At 43.0% G+C, this 20,498-nt stretch carries 20 protein-coding genes; all 20 read left to right on the top strand.

Annotated features, from left to right (window positions below):
* Positions 1-263 precede the first annotated feature (263 nt).
* The 20 genes from V7201_RS14565 (at position 264) to V7201_RS14470 (ending at position 20,385) form a co-directional block, all read left to right on the top strand.
* Positions 264-1,211: an NAD(P)H-dependent flavin oxidoreductase gene (locus V7201_RS14565; RefSeq protein ID WP_335377467.1), complete on the top strand. Its 948-nt coding sequence runs from the start codon at positions 264-266 to the stop codon at positions 1,209-1,211.
* A 349-nt stretch (positions 1,212-1,560) separates the two neighbouring features.
* On the top strand, positions 1,561-2,559 hold the full coding sequence (locus V7201_RS14560) for an ABC transporter substrate-binding protein (protein ID WP_335377466.1): 999 nt from the start codon (positions 1,561-1,563) through the stop codon (positions 2,557-2,559).
* Positions 2,560-2,577: 18 nt separating this feature from the next.
* On the top strand, positions 2,578-3,609 hold the full coding sequence (locus tag V7201_RS14555) for an ABC transporter permease (protein WP_335377465.1): 1,032 nt from the start codon (positions 2,578-2,580) through the stop codon (positions 3,607-3,609).
* The gene (locus V7201_RS14550; RefSeq protein ID WP_335377464.1) at positions 3,584-4,378 is read left to right on the top strand and encodes an ABC transporter ATP-binding protein; all 795 of its coding nucleotides are present in this window, start codon (positions 3,584-3,586) and stop codon (positions 4,376-4,378) included. Before V7201_RS14555 ends, V7201_RS14550 begins: the two co-directional genes overlap by 26 nt.
* 198 nt (positions 4,379-4,576) lie before the next feature.
* Positions 4,577-4,960: a thioesterase family protein gene (locus V7201_RS14545; RefSeq protein WP_335377514.1), complete on the top strand. Its 384-nt coding sequence runs from the start codon at positions 4,577-4,579 to the stop codon at positions 4,958-4,960.
* 67 nt (positions 4,961-5,027) lie between these two features.
* Complete coding sequence (locus V7201_RS14540) at positions 5,028-6,134, top strand: Leu/Phe/Val dehydrogenase (protein ID WP_335377463.1); 1,107 nt, start codon at positions 5,028-5,030, stop codon at positions 6,132-6,134.
* Positions 6,135-6,180: 46 nt separating this feature from the next.
* A complete protein-coding gene (gene pdhA, locus V7201_RS14535) occupies positions 6,181-7,251 on the top strand; it encodes a pyruvate dehydrogenase (acetyl-transferring) E1 component subunit alpha (protein WP_335377462.1) in 1,071 nt (356 codons plus the stop codon).
* Complete coding sequence (locus tag V7201_RS14530) at positions 7,248-8,243, top strand: alpha-ketoacid dehydrogenase subunit beta (RefSeq protein ID WP_335377461.1); 996 nt, start codon at positions 7,248-7,250, stop codon at positions 8,241-8,243. The genes pdhA and V7201_RS14530 overlap by 4 nt, the downstream gene beginning before the upstream one ends.
* An 11-nt stretch (positions 8,244-8,254) precedes the next feature.
* The gene (locus V7201_RS14525; RefSeq protein WP_335377460.1) at positions 8,255-9,610 is read left to right on the top strand and encodes a dihydrolipoamide acetyltransferase family protein; all 1,356 of its coding nucleotides are present in this window, start codon (positions 8,255-8,257) and stop codon (positions 9,608-9,610) included.
* Positions 9,611-11,044: a dihydrolipoyl dehydrogenase gene (gene lpdA, locus V7201_RS14520; protein ID WP_335377459.1), complete on the top strand. Its 1,434-nt coding sequence runs from the start codon at positions 9,611-9,613 to the stop codon at positions 11,042-11,044.
* A 491-nt stretch (positions 11,045-11,535) separates the two neighbouring features.
* Positions 11,536-12,651 (top strand): 4-hydroxyphenylpyruvate dioxygenase, encoded by a 1,116-nt coding sequence (gene hppD, locus V7201_RS14515; RefSeq protein WP_335377458.1) that lies wholly within the window; start codon positions 11,536-11,538, stop codon positions 12,649-12,651.
* A 72-nt stretch (positions 12,652-12,723) separates the two neighbouring features.
* Positions 12,724-13,815 carry a histidinol-phosphate transaminase gene (gene hisC / locus V7201_RS14510; protein ID WP_335377457.1) on the top strand — a complete coding sequence of 364 codons (1,092 nt, stop codon included), beginning with the start codon at positions 12,724-12,726 and terminating at the stop codon, positions 13,813-13,815.
* A 3-nt stretch (positions 13,816-13,818) separates the two neighbouring features.
* Positions 13,819-14,430: a flavin reductase family protein gene (locus V7201_RS14505; RefSeq protein WP_335377456.1), complete on the top strand. Its 612-nt coding sequence runs from the start codon at positions 13,819-13,821 to the stop codon at positions 14,428-14,430.
* Positions 14,431-14,438: 8 nt separating this feature from the next.
* Complete coding sequence (locus V7201_RS14500) at positions 14,439-15,362, top strand: fumarylacetoacetate hydrolase family protein (protein WP_335377455.1); 924 nt, start codon at positions 14,439-14,441, stop codon at positions 15,360-15,362.
* A 15-nt stretch (positions 15,363-15,377) separates the two neighbouring features.
* The gene (locus V7201_RS14495; protein ID WP_335377454.1) at positions 15,378-16,535 is read left to right on the top strand and encodes a homogentisate 1,2-dioxygenase; all 1,158 of its coding nucleotides are present in this window, start codon (positions 15,378-15,380) and stop codon (positions 16,533-16,535) included.
* A gap of 197 nt (positions 16,536-16,732) precedes the next feature.
* The gene (locus V7201_RS14490) at positions 16,733-18,340 is read left to right on the top strand and encodes a ribonuclease J (protein WP_438825055.1); all 1,608 of its coding nucleotides are present in this window, start codon (positions 16,733-16,735) and stop codon (positions 18,338-18,340) included.
* Positions 18,341-18,547: 207 nt separating this feature from the next.
* Entirely contained in the window at positions 18,548-19,099 is a 552-nt protein-coding gene (locus tag V7201_RS14485) for a cysteine hydrolase (protein ID WP_335377452.1), read from the top strand.
* A gap of 129 nt (positions 19,100-19,228) precedes the next feature.
* Positions 19,229-19,642 (top strand): SRPBCC family protein, encoded by a 414-nt coding sequence (locus tag V7201_RS14480; protein WP_335377451.1) that lies wholly within the window; start codon positions 19,229-19,231, stop codon positions 19,640-19,642.
* Between the two features lies 1 nt (position 19,643).
* Positions 19,644-19,967 (top strand): ArsR/SmtB family transcription factor, encoded by a 324-nt coding sequence (locus V7201_RS14475; RefSeq protein WP_335377450.1) that lies wholly within the window; start codon positions 19,644-19,646, stop codon positions 19,965-19,967.
* Positions 19,968-19,989: 22 nt separating this feature from the next.
* A complete protein-coding gene (locus V7201_RS14470) occupies positions 19,990-20,385 on the top strand; it encodes a VOC family protein (RefSeq protein ID WP_335377449.1) in 396 nt (131 codons plus the stop codon).
* Positions 20,386-20,498: the final 113 nt, after the last annotated feature.

Below are 20,498 nucleotides of genomic sequence, written 5' to 3'. Positions count from 1 at the left end.
CACCCTGAGTTTGCTTCTGCGAGTATCTTGCGAGAAGCGTTAGCTTTGAGCAGCTCGGGTCATAAGCCGTCTCTCTACAGAAATCAGGATTTCTTGTGAGAGCCGTCTTATGCCTATCGGACTTGCCTAGGATGGGCTGGCGTCGATGTTGCCACAGGACGTGGCGTTTAGTCGACGTTCCTTTATTCAAGGCGCTTTCGCTTTTCTTAATTGTCTTAATTTTAAAATTAGTATAACATTATTATAACGAAGGGGGAATTTTTGTGAATGGGATTACTTCTGTTCTGGGCATAAAATATCCAATCATCCAGGGTGGAATGGGGAATATCAGCAATGCTGCTTTAACCGCTGCTGTTTCAGAGGCGGGAGGTCTTGGTACGATAGGTGCTGGAACGATGTCTGCCGATGAGGTGGAAAAGATAATAGTTGAAACAAAAGCCAAGACATCCAAGCCATTTTCTGTGAATGTGGCATTAAGTGTATCTCCCAATGCGGTGGAAGTGTTGAGACTTGCTGTCAAACATCAGGTTTCTGTGGTAACTCTTTCCGCAGGCAATCCTGCGCCTTTTATTCCAAAACTGCATGAAGCTGGTATAAAAGTGATTGCCGTTGTGGCTTCAGTAAAACAGGCAAAGAAAGCGGAAGGGGCCGGAGCAGATCTTTTAGTAGCGGAGGGATATGAGGCAGCAGGCATCAATTCAAATCTTGAAACTACTACTCTTGCACTTATTCCGCAGATTGTCGAACAAGTCAATATACCTGTTGCTGCAGCTGGAGGGATAGGGGACGGCAAAGGTCTTGCTGCCATGCTGGCATTGGGCGCTTCTGGGGTGCAAATGGGAACAAGATTTATCGCTACCAGGGAAGCTCCATTTCATGAAGCCTATAAGCAAAAATTATTGCAGGCAACCGATCATGAAACGGTCATTGTGGGGAGGTCTGTTGGAAGAATCCGCAGACTGTTGAATACACCATACGCAGAGAAGCTGCTTGAGGCTGAAAAGCAGGGAATCACCGCAGATGAGTTTGCTGAGCTGACTTCGGAAGAACTGCATAAAAAAGGAGCGTTCGAAGGGAATACAGAACGAGGTTTCATGAATGGCGGACAGGTCTCTGGTTTGGTTTCCGATATTCCTACTGTTCAGGAACTGCTGGATCGTATGGTTAAAGAGGCGCAGGAACGTCTGCGAATTTCACTAGAGTTAATATGAATGATCAAGCATGCTTCGAAAAGGGGCGTGCTTTTATTGTCTATGGAAAAATTTTTATTATTTTCGTAAAACATATTGCTAGTTCAGCAAAGTGATGGTTTAATTAATAATTAAAAATCTAAACATACTAAATGTTCGGAATATTATTGACACTATTTTTACCTGGTGTTAATATAACGTTATATTTACGGTATCTATAGTGAATATCATACGTTTTGAAATCGTTTTCAAAAAACTTTACAAGTTTAGTACAATTACTGTTTCAAAATTGGTGCGTTCCGGCTGCCTGCAAGTTTTAAGTCTACATAGTAGTTATTGCCGGTTTATAAAAATATCAAGGGGGATCTTTATGAAAAAATCAGTTAAAGCTATTTCTCTTGTCCTTGCCAGTGCTCTATTAATGGCTGGATGCGGAGGAAAGGAAGCATCAAACGGCGCTTCTGACAAAAAGCAGTACAAGATTGGATTGACGCAATTTGCAGAGCATCCATCACTTGATGCTGCAACAGAAGGGTTTAAAAAAGCGCTTGAAGATAAGGGGTTCAAAGAGGGCGACAATGTGAAGTATGACTTCCAGAATGCACAGGCTGATATGAACAATACAGCAACGATTGCAAACAACTTTGTTGGCGACAAAGTAGACCTTATTTTTGCCAACGCAACTCCAAGTGCAGTTGCAGCACTTAATGCAACAAAAGATATTCCTATTATCTTTACTTCGGTAACGGATCCTGTAGGTGCAGGCCTTGTCGAATCATTTGATAAGCCTGGCGACAACATTACTGGTACGACTGATAATCACCCTGAAGCAACTAAAAAGACGATTGATTTTATGACAAAGGAAGTCGGGGCGAAGAAGATCGGCGTCATCTACAATGCTGGTGAGCAAAACTCTGAAGTTCAGCTGAAAGAAGTCAAAAAACTGGCTGAAGCAAATGGTGCGAAGGTAGTGGAAGCGTCCATTTCAACATCTGCTGAAGTAAAACAGGCAGCTGAATCTCTCGTTGGCCGAGTCGATGCGATTTATGTACCGACTGACAACACAGTCGTTTCTGCTCTTGAATCAGTCATTTCTGTTGCGAATGGAAAGAAGATTCCTTTATTCGTAGGAGAACTTGATTCCATGAAGCGAGGAGCGGTTGCTGCAAGCGGATTTAACTACTACGACATCGGTTACCAATCAGGGCTGATGGCTGCAGAAATTTTATCAGGCAAAAAGAAAGCATCTGAAATTCCTGTTGAGCTTCCTGATTCTTTGACACTGACAATCAACAAAAAAGCAGCTAAGGAACAAGGCGTCGAAGTGAAGGAATCTTGGGGAGAAAACGCTGAATTTTACGAAGAATAAGAGAAAGGATGATACATCTTGTTTACTGCAATATTCGGAGCATTTGAGTCAGGTATCATTTATGCGATCATGGCTCTCGGCGTATATTTATCCTTTCGGGTACTAGATTTTCCAGATTTGACGGTTGACGGCAGTTTCGTAACAGGAGCTGCGGTTGCCGCCATTATGATCGTGAACGGAGTAAATCCATTTGTTGCGACAATGACCGCGCTGATTGCAGGGTTCATCGCTGGTTGTTTAACGGGGATTATCCATACAGTCGGAAAGGTCAACGCACTATTGTCAGGTATCCTGATGATGATTGCCTTGTATTCTATCAATCTCAGAATTATGGGTAAATCGAATGTGCCTTTGTTAAATACAGATACTGCAATGACTGCTGTAAGAGACTTCTTCGATAAAACAGGCATTGATTCATTTTTCAACGGTATCCTGACAGCAGCTGGACTTGGTGACAGCCTCCCAAGAACCTGGGGAATCCTTTTGTTCATGGTGATTGTAACTTTTGCTCTAAAATTCATTACCGATGCATTCCTAAAGACTGAAATCGGTTTGGCTATTCGTGCTACAGGAGATAACAAAAGGATGATCCGGAGCTTTTCTTCCAATACGAACTTAATGATTATTCTCGGCCTTGGCCTTTCGAATGCGATGGTTGCTTTTTCTGGAGCATTGATTGCCCAGCAAGGCGGCTTCGCGGATGTTGGGATGGGAATTGGGATGATCATCATAGGTCTTGCTTCTGTTATTATTGGTGAGGCACTTTTTGGGACAAAATCGATTGCGAGGACTACACTGGCTGTCATCGGTGGTTCGATCATTTACCGAATCGTTGTAACGCTGGCACTAAGGGTAGAATTCCTTGAGCCAGGAGATATGAAGCTGATTACAGCAGTCATTGTTATCCTTGCGTTGACTGCACCTAAAATGATTGATAGCTACAAAGAGAAAAAACGGAAGGTCAAAAGGCAGCTTGAAGGCTTGCAAATGGTAAACTTGCCTTCTGAAGGAAAGGGTGAGGCTGGTGCTGCACTTAAATCAGATTCATAGAGTCTTTAACGAGGGTACGCCAGACGAAAAGATTGCCCTTGATAATATCAATCTCACTTTGAAAAAAGGGGATTTTGTTACGGTAATCGGAAGTAACGGTGCCGGCAAATCAACGTTGATGAATATCATTTCCGGCGTGATGCTGCCTGATCATGGGCAAGTATCACTGGACGGAAGAGATGTCACGTATATGTCTGAGTACAATCGCTCAAAAATGATTGGCCGTGTATTCCAGGATCCGATGGCTGGAACCGCACCAAGCATGACAATTGAGGAGAACCTCGCAATTGCTTATTCAAGAAACAAGCGCCGTTCACTCGTGCCGGGTGTGACGAAAAAGCGCCGTGAACTATTCAAAGAAGTACTGGAATCACTGCACCTCGGTCTTGAAAATAGGCTGAATGCTAAAGTAGGATTATTGTCTGGAGGAGAGCGGCAGGCTTTGTCACTGCTGATGGCGACATTCACAGAGCCATCGATTCTCTTGCTTGATGAGCATACTGCTGCCCTTGATCCATCCCGTGCTGAGCTGATCACGAATTTAACAAAAGAAATTGTCGACAAATACCATTTAACGACACTGATGGTCACGCACAATATGCAGCAAGCATTGGATCTTGGCAATAGACTGATTATGATGGACAAAGGACAGATTATCTTTGAAGTGAATGAGGAACAAAAGGCAAAGCTGACAATCGAAGACTTGCTCAATGAATTCCAGCGCATTCGCGGAACTAAGATGGCAAGCGACCGGGCATTGCTCAGTTAACAGATGAAGGATCAAGCAGCTATATGGCTGCTTGGTCCTTTTTTTGCACTTTCCGTGAAAAGGGAGAAAATTATATCACGATTACTTTTGAGAAAATACCAAAATTTCTTACAATTTATTGACCGTTTATTTAACGAAATGTTATGATAACGTTAAATAAACGTTATACATATTTACAACTTGGAAAGGTGGGATATGATGCACGATGGCTTAACAGCAGGGCAATCGGCCACCATCAATGTCATCGTTACACCCGAAATGTTTGCCAGCTTTGAAGGAAAACTTATTCACCCGGTATACTCTACAGTATCAATGGTCTATCACATGGAATGGGTCTCAAGAAAAATTATCCTTCCGTTTTTGGAAGATCATGAAGAAGGGATGGGCGGAGCGGTTACTGTGAAGCATATTGCCCCATGCATTGAAGGTGCAGAGGTGTTGATTACTGCGACTGTTACTGATGTGCATACGAATCTCATTATCACGAACGTGAAGGCTGAAAGCAGTGGTCGGCTCGTTGGGGTTGGAGAAGTGAAGCAAGTCATCCTTCCGAAAACGAAAATAACTGAATTGTTAACATGAAGCCAAAAATTTTTGCGCTAAAATGAAAGCGCTAACACGGTTTAACGGAATAAAGGGGGAAAGAGAAATGGATATGTTTGAACAAATCAGGGAGCACGAGCAAGTTGTATTTTGTAATGATGAAGCAACAGGGTTAAAGGCGATTATTGCGATTCACAGTACAAGATTAGGACCTGCCTTAGGCGGATGCCGGATGTATCCTTACAAAACAGTCGATGATGCATTAGAAGATGTGCTGCGACTTTCAAAGGGAATGACCTATAAATGTGCAGCTGCAGATGTAGATTTTGGCGGAGGTAAAGCGGTGATTATCGGTGACCCTGCCAAGGATAAGAGTCCGGAGCTATTCAGGGCATTTGGACAATTTGTTGAATCGATCCAGGGCCGTTTCTATACAGGCACGGACATGGGAACCGATCCAGAAGATTTTGTACACGCATTAAAGGAAACAAACTGCATCGTAGGTGTGGATGAAGTATATGGAGGCAGCGGGGATTCTTCCGTTCCGACCGCACAGGGCGTTATATATGGATTGCAGGCAACCAGCAAAGCACTTTGGGGAACAGACGATTTATCTGGAAAAGCCTACGCGATTCAGGGTTTAGGGAAGGTTGGCTACAAAGTTGCAGAATACCTGCTTGAGAATGGTGCCGATCTATTTGTGACAGATATCAACCAGAAGGCAATCGACCAGATTGTGATGAAAGCCGGGGAAATGGGTGCAGGAATCAAAGTAGTAGGCAGTGATGAAATTTACTCCCAGCCAGCTGATATATTCATTCCATGTGCAATGGGGGGAATTATAAATGATGATACAATCCCGCAGCTTCAAGTCAAAGCAGTTGTAGGATCTGCAAATAATCAGCTGAAGGAAGTGCGACACGGCCTTGTTCTTCAGGAAAAAGGGATTCTTTATGCTCCAGACTATATCGTCAATGCCGGGGGCTTGATCCAGGTAGCCGATGAACTCTATACGCCTAATAAAGAGCGTGTCCTGAAAAAGACAAAAGCGATCTATAATTCTCTATTGAATATATACAGCCAGGCTGAACGTGAAGGAATCACAACAGTAGAAGCGGCTAATAAGTTCTGTGAAAACAGGATTGAGGCAAGAACGCGACGCAATAGCTTTTTCTCTCATATGAAACGTCCAAAATGGGCAGTGAGAATGTAATAGATTCATAGTATTTTTAAAATTGACTTTATAAAAGGGTGATCTGATGGATAAACATTTTCCGATTTTTCAGGTAATGGATCAAAACGGAAATATCGTGTCCGAGGAACATAAATATTTTGTTACAGAGGAACGAGTTAAGAAATTCTTTTCAGAAATGGTCAGGATCCGTATGTTTGACCGAAAATCGATCAGCCTGCAACGCCAAGGAAGAATTGGGACGTACGCTCCATTTGAAGGCCAGGAGGCTTCTCAGGTGGGTACAGCCCTTGCGCTGAAAGGTGATGACTGGATGTTCCCGACATACCGCGACCACGGCGCGGCGATGGTATTTGGCCATTCACTAAGAAACATTTTATTGTTCTGGAATGGACGGAATGAAGGCTGCGTGCCGCCGGATGGGAAAAAGATTTTCCCTCCCGCTATACCGATCGCAACGCAGATCCCGCATGCTGCGGGTGCAGCGTTTGCAGAAAAACAAAAGGGAACGAAGAATGCCGCAATCTGCTATTTTGGCGATGGTGCAACATCCGAGGGCGATTTTCATGAAGGCTTGAATTTCGCAAGCGTCTTTAAGTCTCCGGTTGTTTATTTTAACCAGAATAATCAGTATGCGATTTCGGTCCCAATCAGCAAGCAGATGAATTCCGCGACGATTGCCCAAAAGGCGATTGCTTATGATATCCCGGGTGTAAGGATTGATGGGAATGATGTATTTGCTGTTTATCTTGAAACAGAGAGAGCACTTGAACGTGCCCGTAGCGGGGAAGGTCCTACATTGATTGAATCGGTGACGTGGAGATATGGGGCCCACACGACAGCGGATGATCCAACAAAATATCGAGACCAGGGAGACAGTGCAGTTAGGCGGATGGAAACAGACCCTTTACTTCGACTTGAACGCTGGATGAAAAATGAAGGCATATATGATGAAGCATGGGTTAAGGGTATCGAAGCGGAAGCGAGTGCAGAAATTGATGCTGCTGTCCAGGAAATGGAGGACTTCCCGTCAGCTGATCCTGCAGTGATTTTTGATTATGTATTCGAAAAACCGACATGGACGATTGAGAAGCAAAAGCGGGAATACCTTGAGCTAATCGGGGGTGAGGCGCAATGAATACAGCTGTTCAAACAAAGACATTGACACTTGTTCAGGCGATAACAGATGGTCTTGATACGATGCTTGCAGAAAGCAAGGATGTCATTTTACTTGGAGAGGACATCGGAAAAAATGGAGGAGTGTTCCGTGCAACTGACGGACTTCAGGATAAATACGGAGAAGACCGTGTTGTCGATACTCCTTTAAGTGAAGCAGGATTTGTCGGAGCAGCAATCGGCATGGCGGTAAATGGTTTCCGTCCCGTAGTTGAAATCCAGTTCCTTGGATTCATCTATCCGGCGTACGAACAGATTATGACTCATGCATCTAGATTGAGAATGCGGACATTGGGCCATTTTACGGTGCCAATGGTAATCCGTGCTCCTTATGGCGCCGGAGTTCGCGCACCGGAAATCCACTGTGACAGCACCGAATCTCTTTTTACACATATGCCAGGCATGAAGGTTGTTTGTCCATCCAATGCTTATGATGCAAAGGGTTTGATGATTGCCGCAATTGAAGATCCAGATCCAGTTTTGTTCCTTGAACCGATGAGGAGCTACCGCTCTTCAAGGGATGAGGTACCTGAGGGCAAGTACATCGTGGAAATCGGGAAGGGCAAGAAGCTTACCGAAGGAGAAGATGTCACCGTCATCGCATGGGGAGCAATGATACCTGTTGCCATGAAGGCAGCTGAAGATATGAAAAATAAAGGGATCGACTGTGAAGTGCTTGATTTAAGGACTCTTTATCCAATTGATAAAGATCTGGTCATTGAGTCTGTCCAAAAGACAGGTCGCACAGTCATTGTCCATGAAGCACACGCGACCGGAGGAACAGGCAGCGACCTGATTTCCCTGATTAATGATGAAGCTTTCCTTTATCAAAAAGCTCCTGCAGAACGGGTGACCGGCTATGATACGCCCGTGCCTTACTTTGGATTCGAAGACCATTATCTGCCGACCCCGAAAAGAGTCGCAGCTGCAATTGAGAAAGTGATGAAGTTTTAGGAGGCGTGCCAATGGTTGAAGTTAAGCTCCATGATATTGGGGAAGGGATGACGGAAGCGGATATTAACTGTTACCTCGTTAAAGCTGGTGATTTTGTTAAGGCTGATGACCCATTGGTTGAGGTTCAGACAGATAAAATGACCGCAGAAATCCCTGCTCCTAAATCAGGAATTGTAAAACAAATCCTTTTAAGCCCAGGTGAAACCGTAAAGGTTGGAACCACACTATTGATTATGGAGGATATGCCTTCAAACGATGCAGAAACCTCTGTCGAAAAGCTTGATTTGAAGGATAGCCATATCAAAGCAGAAGCTCAGCCCAAGCAAGGACTGAATTTGCACAATCGGCCTATGAATGGTGTGTTACCAGAAGGTGATAGCAAGAAGCCGAATCGTATTTTAGCATCACCATATACGAGGAAAATTGCCCGGGAAAATAACGTCAATATATTAGATGTTGCCGGTTCAGGACCTGCCGGGCGAATTGTTGATGAAGACATCTTTACTTTTATTAAAAGAAGAGATTCAAAGGTTGCGAACCATTCGGAAGCTGCTTCTGAATTAAACGTTCCGAAGGTTTCAGAACATGGTTCCGAAGCAAAGGTTCTGAATGACTCGGAAGGTGGTTCTGAACTGGCTCGGAATGAGGTTCCGAAGCATTCAGGAGCAACGCATTCAGATATATTGCCTTTTAGAGGCCGCAGGAAGCAGATTGCAAAAAAGATGGTCCAATCGCTTTACACGATTCCGCATTGCACTCATTTTGAAGAAATCGATGTAAGTGAGCTGATCAGCTTCAGGCAGGAACTTAAGGATGTAGGCAAATCGATTTCTGCCACCGCTTTTTTTATCAAAGCCTTGTCAATTGGGTTAAAGGAATTTCCGGTTTTCAATGCACAGCTTGATGAAGAAAACGAAAGCATCCTGCTTTTGCGTGAGCACCATATCGGAATCGCGGTCGATACCCCTGATGGACTGATCGTTCCAGTCATAAGAAATGTTGAGCAGAAAAATGTAAAGCAAATCCATGAAGAAATGAAGAGGCTGACAAGGCTTGCATTAGACGACAAGCTTACGGTCAAGGATATTTCTGGTGGAACCTTTACGATCAGCAATGTGGGACCGCTTGGCGGAAGCATTGGGGCGACACCGATTATCCAGCATCCTCAGACAGCTCTCGTTTCCTTCCATAAAACGAAGAAACGGCCGGTTGTGACTGAGCAGGATGAAATAGTGATCCGTTCAATTATGAATCTATCAATGGCGTTTGATCACCGGGTAGCGGATGGCGCGACAGCTGTTGCTTTTACAAACCGTTTTGCCCGGTTGATTGAGAATCCGAAAATGATGCTGCTGGAGTTGATGTAAATGGTCGTGGGTGAACTTGCACATGAAAAAGATCTAGTCATCATTGGCGGCGGACCTGGCGGATATCATGCGGCAATCAGGGCAGCGCAGCTTGGAAAAGATGTCACTTTAATAGAAAGAGACCAGCTTGGCGGCATTTGTTTGAATAAGGGCTGTATACCTTCGAAGGTGATGGCCCATGGCGCTGAAAGGCTAATGGCTGCCAAGCAAGATGCGATGCTTGGTATTGAATCTTCCGGGCTGCATTTTGAGATTCAAAAGCTTCGAGGCTATAAAGATCAAGTCGTCAAGCAGCTTCGTGATGGAGTCGAAGCATTATGTAAGGCGAATAAAATTGAAATGGTGAAGGGCAGCGCCTTTTTCCTAACGGATGATAAAATCGGGGTTGAAAATGAAGACAGCTATGAGGTTTTTCGATTCAATGAAGCCATCATCGCAACTGGAGGTACTCCAGTAAAATTGGACGGTGTACCAGGTACTGATGAGAGAATAATTGATATCTGGTCCATCGCCGATCTCGCTGAAGTACCGGAAAACTTCATTGTGATTGGAAATGACAGTATCGCATTGGAAATGGCGATGGCGTTCCAGGCATTTGGTTCAGACGTCACACTCGTTTTAAATGAAGGAAAAGAGGATTTTTCATTCGACGCAAGCATTAATAGAGAATTGAACAGAGTGTTAAAGAAGTCAGGTATCTCAATTGTTAAAGGCTTCTCGTTTGTTGGAGTCAAATTAACAGAAGAGGCTGTTACGGTTAACCTTGAAGGATCAAAGGGTCATAAAACGGTTGAAGGCAGTCATTTGTTTTATTCTCTTGGGGTCAAGCCTCAAATCGATCACTTGGGTTTAGACAGGCTTGGAATGAAAAGGTCCGCAGACGGTTTTATTTTAACAGACCAAACAGGCCGGACTTCGATTGAGAGAATCTTTGCAATTGGCGATATAACAGAAGGACCACAGCTTGCAGTTAAGGCAATTAAACAAGGCAAGGTGGCTGCGGAGACAATTTGCGGCAGACCTAGTGAATTTGACCTTACTTTTATTCCACATATTGCACGGACGCGACCGCCGATTGCCTGTGCTGGGTTAACGGAACAGGAGGCTGAGCTGCAAGGATATGAAGTTGGCGTTGGTGAATTTTCAATGTCTGCCAACGGGTTCGCGACGATTCTTGGTAAAAAAGAAGGCCTTGTAAAGGTAGTCTTTGATAAGGAAAGCGATTTGCTGTTAGGCGTCCATTTGATTGGCCATGGTGCAGTTGAATCGATTTCAAACGGGATCCAGGCTTTGGAGATGGCAGCGCGTGATGAGGATATAAAGTTCCCGTCATACCCGCATCCCAGCATAAATGAAGCATTGCTTGAGGCTGTAGAGGCGTTTAAAGGGGAAGCGATTCACAGCGTGCCGAAGAAGCAGAAGGTGAAGGTGTAGAGCTAGGTTTTTAGGGACTGCCCTTGTGCAGGTTTTCGGCTGGGATTTGGCAGTCCAACTAGTCATCTCAATTTATAAAAAAGATCCAACTATTTAAAAACAGCTCAACAAGTAATAAATTCGTTTCTACTGGTAATAAATCCGTTCTTACTGGTAATAAAATTGATCTTACTGGTGATAAATCGAAATCTACTGGTAATAAATCAAATATTATCTAGGATCCAGGTGAAAAAAAGCTCTACTTAACTAAAATGTTAAAAATAAAAGATAGATTTATAGTTGCAAAGTATTTTTTTCTTCAAAATCTCAATAATGAAACTATTAAATATTAAGCTGTCGTTTACCTGATTCATGGTCGATCTTGTCACCTATGATAAGATTCCTTCACCACGTAAAAGCATTATAGCTTTACATCGTGTTCTTGAGAGCATGGTAATAGTTAATGTAAAATAATTTTTAATATTATAAATATTTTATTTGGAGGTTTTAGGATGCAAGAGAAAGTAATGGTTTCTGGCCAAACGAATGAAGATTTTTTTCCTGTTAAGGATGTAGATTATCTAGAACTTTATGTAGGAAATGCAAAACAGACGGCTCACTTTTTCCAGACAGCTTTTGGCTTCAAGGTAGTAGGTTATTCAGGGCTTGAAACGGGCAATCGTGAAACGACTTCGTATGTTCTTCAGCAGCGTAAAATTCGCCTTGTGGTGACGGGCACATATAGTGACTCCACTCGTGTTGCTCAGTTTGTAAAAACTCATGGCGACGGTGTTAAGGATATTGCGTTGGCAGTTGATGATGTTGAAAAGGCTTATCAATCTGCAATTAGCCGAGGCGCGATTGAAATCCAGCCACCGCATGAGCTTTCAGATGAGCATGGCACTTTGAAAAAGGCGATCATCGGAACTTATGGTGACACGATCCATACGCTTGTTGAAAGAAAAGATTACAAAGGATTTTTCATGCCAGGATTCGTAGAGCATGAATCGAATGTACCTTTCGAGGATGCTGGCTTCATCGGCATTGATCATGTTGTTGGCAATGTTGAGAGAATGGAAGAATGGGTTAACTATTATGCAAATGTCATGGGCTTTAAGGAAATGAAGCACTTCACAGATAAGGATATTGTGACTGAATATTCAGCACTTATGTCTAAGGTTATGCACAACGGCGGAAGAATCAAATTCCCAATCAATGAGCCAGCTGAAGGAAAGCGCAAGTCACAGATCCAGGAATATCTTGAGTTCTATAACGGCCCTGGTGTTCAGCACCTGGCGATCCTGACTGAGGATATCGTCAGCACAGTAGCTACTCTGCGCAAAAACGGCGTAGAATTCCTAAGCACTCCTGATTCTTATTACGAAATGCTGTCAGAGCGCGTTGGAAAAATTGATGAAGAAATAGATAAGCTTAAAGAGCTTAGCATTTTAGTAGACCGTGACGATGAAGGCTATCTGCTGCAAATTTTCACTAAGCCAATCGTCGACCGTCCAACATTGTTCATTGAAATCATCCAGCGTAAAGGCGCACGAGGATTTGGTGAAGGAAACTTCAAAGCCCTATTTGAATCAATCGAGCGTGAACAAGAAAGACGCGGCAACCTTTAAAGCCGGTACAAAAGGGGGCAATCGCTCCCTTTTCGTCTTATTATAGAGTGCTATCAAATTAGGGGGATTAACATGAATGTAAGTGCACGAGCAGAACTAGAAGGAATTACACCATATGCCCTCGGCCAGACAATAGAGGAAATCAAAGAGCAATATGGAATCACCACAGTAAGAAAGTTATCCGATAACGAGAATGTGTATGGTACTTCACCATTGGTCCGACAGGCAATCATTCAAGAAACAGCGAATCTTTGCTTGTATCCGGATGGAGTGACCTCGAAGGTAGTTGAGAAATTATCCTCACATTATCAAATAGAATCTAAGCATTTTCTTGTATCAAATGGTTCCGAGGAAATCCTTAGACTGCTTACAAGAGCGTATATCGATAAAAATGATGAAGCCGTAATGGCTGAGGTGACTTTCCCGCGTTATAAAACGAATGTGTTGATCGAAGGCGGCAAGGCTGTCACCGTGCCAATGATAAACGGCAGGCATGATCTTGAAAAAATGCTAGTAGCAATCACTGAAAAAACAAAATTGGTATTTGTCTGCAATCCGAATAACCCAACTGGAACGATCGTGGCCAAACAGGAGCTGTTGACTTTTATCGACAGTGTTCCTTCTAATGTTCTAATCATCATGGATGAAGCCTATTTCGAATATGCAGATTCAAAAGACTATCTAGATACGATGTCGCTGCTGGGTCAATATGAAAACCTTGTGATCCTCAGGACTTTTTCGAAAATTTATGGTCTTGCAAGTCTTCGCATCGGCTATGGAATCATGCATGAAGAAGTCGCAAAGGAACTTCATAAAGTACGAGATGTTTTCAATGTGAACCAGCTGGCGCAGGCAGCAGCTCATGCAGCTCTTGAAGACCAGATTTTTGTAAAAGAATGCTCAGCTAAAAATAGCATTGAAAGAGACTTTTTGAGCGCTAAATTCAAGGAGCTGGAAATTGACAGTTTCCCATCACAATCGAACTTTTTATATGCGTTCACGAACAAACCAGTTATCCAGAAACTTACCGAAAATGGCATACTTGTCCGCCAGATGCAGCTGCCTGGCTATCAGGAAGCGTTCCGGATTACGCTCGGAACTCGTGAGGATCATGAATTCATATTGCAAGTTGTCGGCCAGCTTTTTCATGAAAGGGCGGTGTAGGCTTTGGAAATCAAAACGGACTCCCTTGAATGGAGAGACGCGTATAAACTGCTGCAAGGCTCAATTCTTCCTCGGCCGATTGCTTTCGTATCAAGCCTGGATGAGAACGGCAATGCCAATCTTGCTCCATTCAGTTTTTTTACTGCGATCAGTGCCGATCCGATGATGGTCTGCTTTTCGCCGATGAGAAGAGGGACAGATGGCGCGAAGAAAGATACGTTGAAAAATATTGAAACGACAAAGCAATTTGTCATCAATATTGTCGGTGAGGAATTCGTTGGGCAGATGAACGAGTGCGCGACAGAGTTCGCTTCAGAAGTGGATGAATTCGAAGCCTCAGGTCTTACAAAGGAAAAGAGCGCAGCAGTCAAAGCGCCTAGGGTCAAGGAATCTCAGGTTCATCTCGAATGTGAATTGGATCAGGTCCTCCATTTCGGCGGAGATCATGCAGGTGCCGGAAGCCTGGTAATTGGCAAAGTGATTCATGTCCATGTGAATGACGATTTATACGAAAGCGGCAGGATCAACTCAGAAAAATTAAACCCTGTCGGAAGGCTTGCTGGTGCTACTTATACGCTCCCTCTGGCAAAAACGTTTGAACTGCAAAGAAAATAGGTGATGTCATGAAATTCATTACGTTTATGAAAAAAGATGGCTCGGTCAGTGCAGGATGGATTAATTCGAGAAATATGGCAGTGGATATGCATGAAGCCTCAAATGGGACTCTGCCGGATAATATGCTTGCCTTTATCGAGAATCATGAAAAGTTTATGGAATATATCGAACAAAATAAAGGGTTAATTGAAACGGGGAACGGCTCTTATCCATTGGAGGATGTCTCGTTAAAAGCTCCGTTGCCCAATCCAAAAAGTGTACGTGATTTTTACGCGTTTGAACAGCATGTAAAAACGGCACGTGAGAACCGCGGCCTGGAGATGATTCCAGAATGGTATGAGATTCCTGTATTTTATTTTACCAACCACCTTGCAATCAAGGGGCCAGAAGAAGAGGTCAGAAGACCAAAGGCATGTGAATGGCTCGACTATGAGCTTGAAATTGCCTGTGTCATTGGCAAGGAAGGCCGAAATATCAAGGCTAAGGATGCTGAACAGCACATTTTTGGCTTTTTTATCATGAATGACTGGAGTGCTCGCGATTTGCAAAGGAAGGAAATGGCCGTTGGACTGGGCCCTGCAAAAGGGAAGGACTTTGCGACGTCCTTTGGTCCATATTTGATTACAAAGGATGAACTTAAATCGCTTAAAGATAAAAAGGGCTATGATCTCGAAATGACTGCAAGAGTAAATGGCAAGGTGCTTTCAAAAGGGAATATGAAGGACCTTTACTATTCCTTCGGAGAAATGATTGAGCGCGCTTCTGCAGGCACGACCCTTTTTCCTGGGGAAGTCATCGGATCTGGTACTGTCGGGACTGGCTGCATTCTGGAGCTTGGAACGGATGTGCACCGCTGGCTTGAGCCAGGGGACGATGTTGAACTTGAGATTACAGGACTTGGTGTCCTGAAAAATAAAATCATAGAAGATTAGAAGGAAGGTGTTTTCATGTATTACCGCCAGCTTGGAAAAATCCCGAAGAAACGGCATACCATCTTCAAAAAAGAGGATGGTTCTCTTTTCAGGGAGCAGGTGATGGGAACGAAAGGCTTCTCTGGATCTCAATCGATCCTTTATCATCACCATATGCCGACAGAAGTTGCGAAAAGTGAATTGATAGGCAGTTATCTTCCTGAATATGAAGAGCAGGGATCTTTGAATCACAGGCATTTTTTAACCGATCAAATCACGAAAACCGGGGATGCCCTCAATGGAAGGGAGTATATTCTCGGCAATGATGATCTGTTGATTGCAACTGCGAATATCACGGAGCCGATGAAGCAGTTTTACCGCAATGGTGATGGGGATGAGATGCTTTTCATCCACCATGGTTCGGGACAGGTGGAAACAATGTTTGGAACATTGGACTACCGCCCTGGCGATTATGTTGTGATTCCGATTGGAACCATTTATCGAGTTGTGCCTAATACTGCGGAACTCACCAAGGCTCTGATTGTTGAATCGTTCAGCCAGATTACGACACCTCGCCGCTACCGGAATGAATATGGGCAGCTGCTTGAGCATAGCCCGTTCTGTGAACGTGATATCCGTGGACCTGAGACGCTTCAAACATTTGCGGACAAAGGCGAGCATGAAGTCATTACCAAGACACGCGGATATCTTCACCGCCACGTTTTGAACCACCATCCGCTTGATGTAGTTGGCTGGGATGGCTATCTGTATCCATGGGCCTTCAATATCGAGGATTTCGAGCCAATAACGGGACGGATCCATCAGCCCCCGCCAGTACATCAGACATTCGAAGGCCATAATTATGTTATTTGTTCATTTGTACCGAGGCTTTACGATTACCATCCAGAAGCGATTCCGGCACCTTACTACCACAGCAACGTCAACAGCGATGAACTTCTGTACTATGTGGAAGGCAATTTCATGAGCCGCAAAGGAATCAAGGAAGGATCGATCACTCTGCACCCAAGCGGAATCCCGCATGGCCCGCATCCTGGTAAAACAGAAGCGAGCATAGGCAAGAAGGAGACGTTGGAGCTTGCTGTGATGATTGATACCTTTAAACCGCTAAAAACAGTTAAGAAAGCGAAAGATATTGAAGACGAACAGTATATGTATACATGGATTGAAAAATAATTCATAATGCGCACACCTTAAGATAGGGTGTGTATTTTTTATTCTGGAATTGGTTATTTTCACCTGAACGGAGGGAAATCCATAAATAAACCATATTATCTTTGGAAACACTAACAAAATCCATTTCGGTTTAGGAGGATTTGACAGTGACTTTATCTATATTTGCCTTAGGCGGCATTAATGAAATCGGCAAAAATATGTATGTTGTTCAGTATGATGACGATATTTTTGTCGTCGACTGCGGTGGTAAATTTCCGGATGAAAGTTTGTTAGGGATTGATTTAATTATCCCTGAATTAACCTATCTTGAAGAAAATAAAGAAAAAATCCGTGCTCTTATAGTAACACATGGGCATGAGGACCATATTGGCGGGGTTCCATATTTCTTTAAAAAATTAAATGTTCCTATTTATGCGACTGATTTTACATTAGGACTAATCGAACTGAAATTAAGCGAACATAGGCTTTTAAGAGATACTGAACTCATCAAGGTTCATTCTGATTCAAAGCTCGATTTCGGCCAGGTCAAAGTTTCATTTTTCAAAGTTAGCCACAGCATTCCAGATTGCCTGGGAATTGTATTCCACACACCAGAGGGAAATGTTGTACATACGGGAGATTTCAAATTTGACCTGACACCAGCAAATGATGAGCAGTCTGAGATTCATAAAATGGCCCAAATCGGGACGGAAGGTGTAACGGTTTTATTATCAGAAAGCACAAACGCAGAACGGACAGGATTGACACCATCGGAACGAATGGTTGCAGGTCATCTGGAAGAAGCCTTTATGAAGGCGGACGGTAAAATCTTTGTTTCTACTTTTGCATCGAATGTAAATCGGGTACAGCAGGTTGTTGAAGCTGCAATCAAGACCAACAGAAAGCTTGCATTACTTGGCCGGAGCATGGTGAATGTTGTAGATGTCGCAATCGAACGCGGATACTTGTATGTACCAGAAGGCATGCTGATTGAGCCAAAGGTCGTCGACCAGCTGGATCCTGAAAAGGTAGCGATTTTATGTACGGGAAGCCAGGGAGAACCAATGGCAGCTCTTGCCCGGCTGGCGACCGGGAATTTCCGCGATGTCTCCATTTACCCTGGTGACACAGTAATCATGGCAGCGTCCCCGATTCCAGGAAATGAAAAAGATGTATCGCGAATCATCGATAATCTGTTTAAACTAGGTGCAAAGGTCATATACGGTTCCGGCAGCACTACAGGAATGCATGTATCTGGCCATGGCTACCAGGAAGACTTGAAGCTGATGCTTACGTTGATGAAACCGAAGTATTTCATCCCGATTCATGGGGAGTACAGAATGCTGCATCACCATCGTTTGCTGGCTGAATCTGTTGGAGTGGAGAAGGGGAATACTTTTATCATAAAAAATGGTGATGTCGTTGATATTGAAAATTCAACAGCGAGACAAACCCGCAGCATTCCTGCTGGAGATACGTATGTTGATGGTGTAAGCGTTGGTGATGTTGGGGAAATTGTCCTTAGGGACAGGAAACAGCTGTCTGAGGATGGAATGCTCGTCATAGTGTTAACGCTGAGCAAATCAGAACGGAAAATAATTTCAGGACCTGATACCATCTCGCGTGGATTTGTCTTTGTTAAAAACTCAGAGGATTTAATGAGAGATGTAAACAGAATTGTCTCGAAAACAGTGACGGAAATGCAGGAAGATAATATATACAGATGGAACGTAATCAAACAAGGCATCAAGAAAGCAGTTGGCCAGCATATATTCCAGCAGACAAGAAGAAAGCCGATGATTCTGCCGATTATTATTGAAATTTAATATCAATTTCTGAGGTCCAAATCGTAAATGATTTGGACTTTTTTTCTTTTCAGGGTTTTTTTATTTTTGCACCTAATGATAGGTGCATAGGCTCACTTGAAGTTTCCGGAAAGCTAGTGCCTGCTGAAAATCAATTGCTTTGTGATTTTAGCTAAATAAAGGAAATGTCTGAGATTGCGTCGAATAAAAAAGTCAGATGAGGTGAATGTGTATGGAATCACATTATTCGTATTAGATGTCCAAAGGGACTTTACAGACCTTGAAGCAAGGTTTCCTGTTGCAAAGAATCAAGTAAAGCCAATGATTGAGAATACCAATAAAATCATCAGCAATATGAATCATGAAAAAATGCATATTATTTATATTGGAAACGAATTTGAGAGAAATCAATTTATATCAAACTGGTTTCGCAACCATGCTTCTTTAAAAGGAAGTCCCGGTGCACAATTAAATGTACAACTTAGGATTGTAAACAATAATTACTTTGCCAAAAATCAAGGTGATGCCTTCTCTAATTCATCTTTAGTGGACTATATTCAAGATAACAATATAAAAAATATTTTTATTGCAGGCTTGTTTGCTGAAGGATGTGTAACGGCAACGGCTAAAGGAGCTAAGAAAAGAGGCTTATCCGTTTTCGTTTTAGAAGATGCGGTTGCTGGTGCAAATGATCGAAAAAGGGATATGGCGCTGCGAAATCTTTCATTGATGGGAGTTACTCTCATACAAACTGAGGATTTATTAATTAGGAACGCGTAACTATCATAGAAACCTTTTGGGGAGAATTGAATTTAGATAAAAATATTGTTATTAGATTGACATAACACTAAAAGGTGTTACAATCTCATTATGACACTAAAGGTGTTATTAAAATTTGGAGGTTTTAGAATGCAAACATTACCTGAAATCCGCAAAACTATTTTACTCAATGCCCCAATTGAAAAAGTATGGAAAGCTGTTGCTACTTCTGAAGGGATTGCTGGCTGGTGGATGCCAAATACATTTTCACCTGAACTGGGCAAAGAATTTATTCTTCATGCAGGTCCATTCGGAGATTCTCCTTGTAAAGTAACTGAATTGGATCCCCCAAACCGCTTAGGCTTTGATTGGGGAAAGGATTGGCATCTTGTATTTGAACTGAAACAGATTGATGAAAAAACGGAATTCACTCTGATTCATTCTGGCTGGGATCCTGAAAAAGCTACTGAGTTCGGACAGCCTCATTCAATTGTTCAGGGTATTATGGACAGTGGCTGGGATAAGATTGTGAAAGAAGCGCTTCCTGCCTATCTGGAGGCGTAGCATGGGTGCCGCTGAGGCAAAGCATGATGTCTTTCAGGCAATAGCTGATCCAACCCGCCGCAAAATATTAAAATTGCTAGCCGACCAGGAATTGCCGATCGCTTCCATAACTGATAGCTTACCTATCACTCGAACCGCTGTGAACAAACATCTTTTTGTTCTGTCAGAGGCAGGGCTGGTTTCGAGCAGGAGGATTGGAAGGGAAACTCGTTTCTCACTTCAGCCGGAGCCGCTGCAGGAATTAAAAGAATGGTTATCCTTTTTTGAACTTTATTGGGATAACAAACTTACTGCACTGAGGAACTTCGTAGAATCTGATGAATAACCGAAAAAGGAGTTAGGTAAATATGGAGAAAGTAACCCCGTTTTTAATGTTTGAGGGTCATGCTGAAGAAGCGATGAAATTTTATACTTCCTTAATAGAAGACTCGGAAATTACCAGCATTGCACGATATGGTGCAGAAGGACCTGGTAATGAAGGAAGTATTATACAGGCTACCTTCACCCTTAAAGGACAGGAATTCATATGCATAGACAGCAATATTTCACATGAGTTTACCTTTACACCGTCATATTCCATGTTTTTGACCTGCAGCAGTGAACAGGAAATTGATGATCTTTATGATAAATTATCCGAAGGCGGAAGCACCTTGATGCCATTAGGGGATTATTCCTTTAGTAAGAAATTCGGCTGGATCGTGGACAAGTTTGGCGTTTCCTGGCAGCTTACTCTTCCATTTTAAAAGTAAAGCATGGAGTCATTCTTCATGCTTTTTTTGTGCATTCATACTTAACAAATGTTCAGATAAGGTCTACACTAATAACATTGATTCCAAAAAGTATTTTCATGAATTTC

It is taken from the genome of Bacillus sp. JJ1122 (genome assembly GCF_036964885.1).
Taxonomy (GTDB): Bacteria; Bacillota; Bacilli; order Bacillales; family Cytobacillaceae; genus Mesobacillus.
Note: the sequence above shows the minus strand (reverse complement) of the source record. Positions and strands in the feature narration are given on the sequence as shown.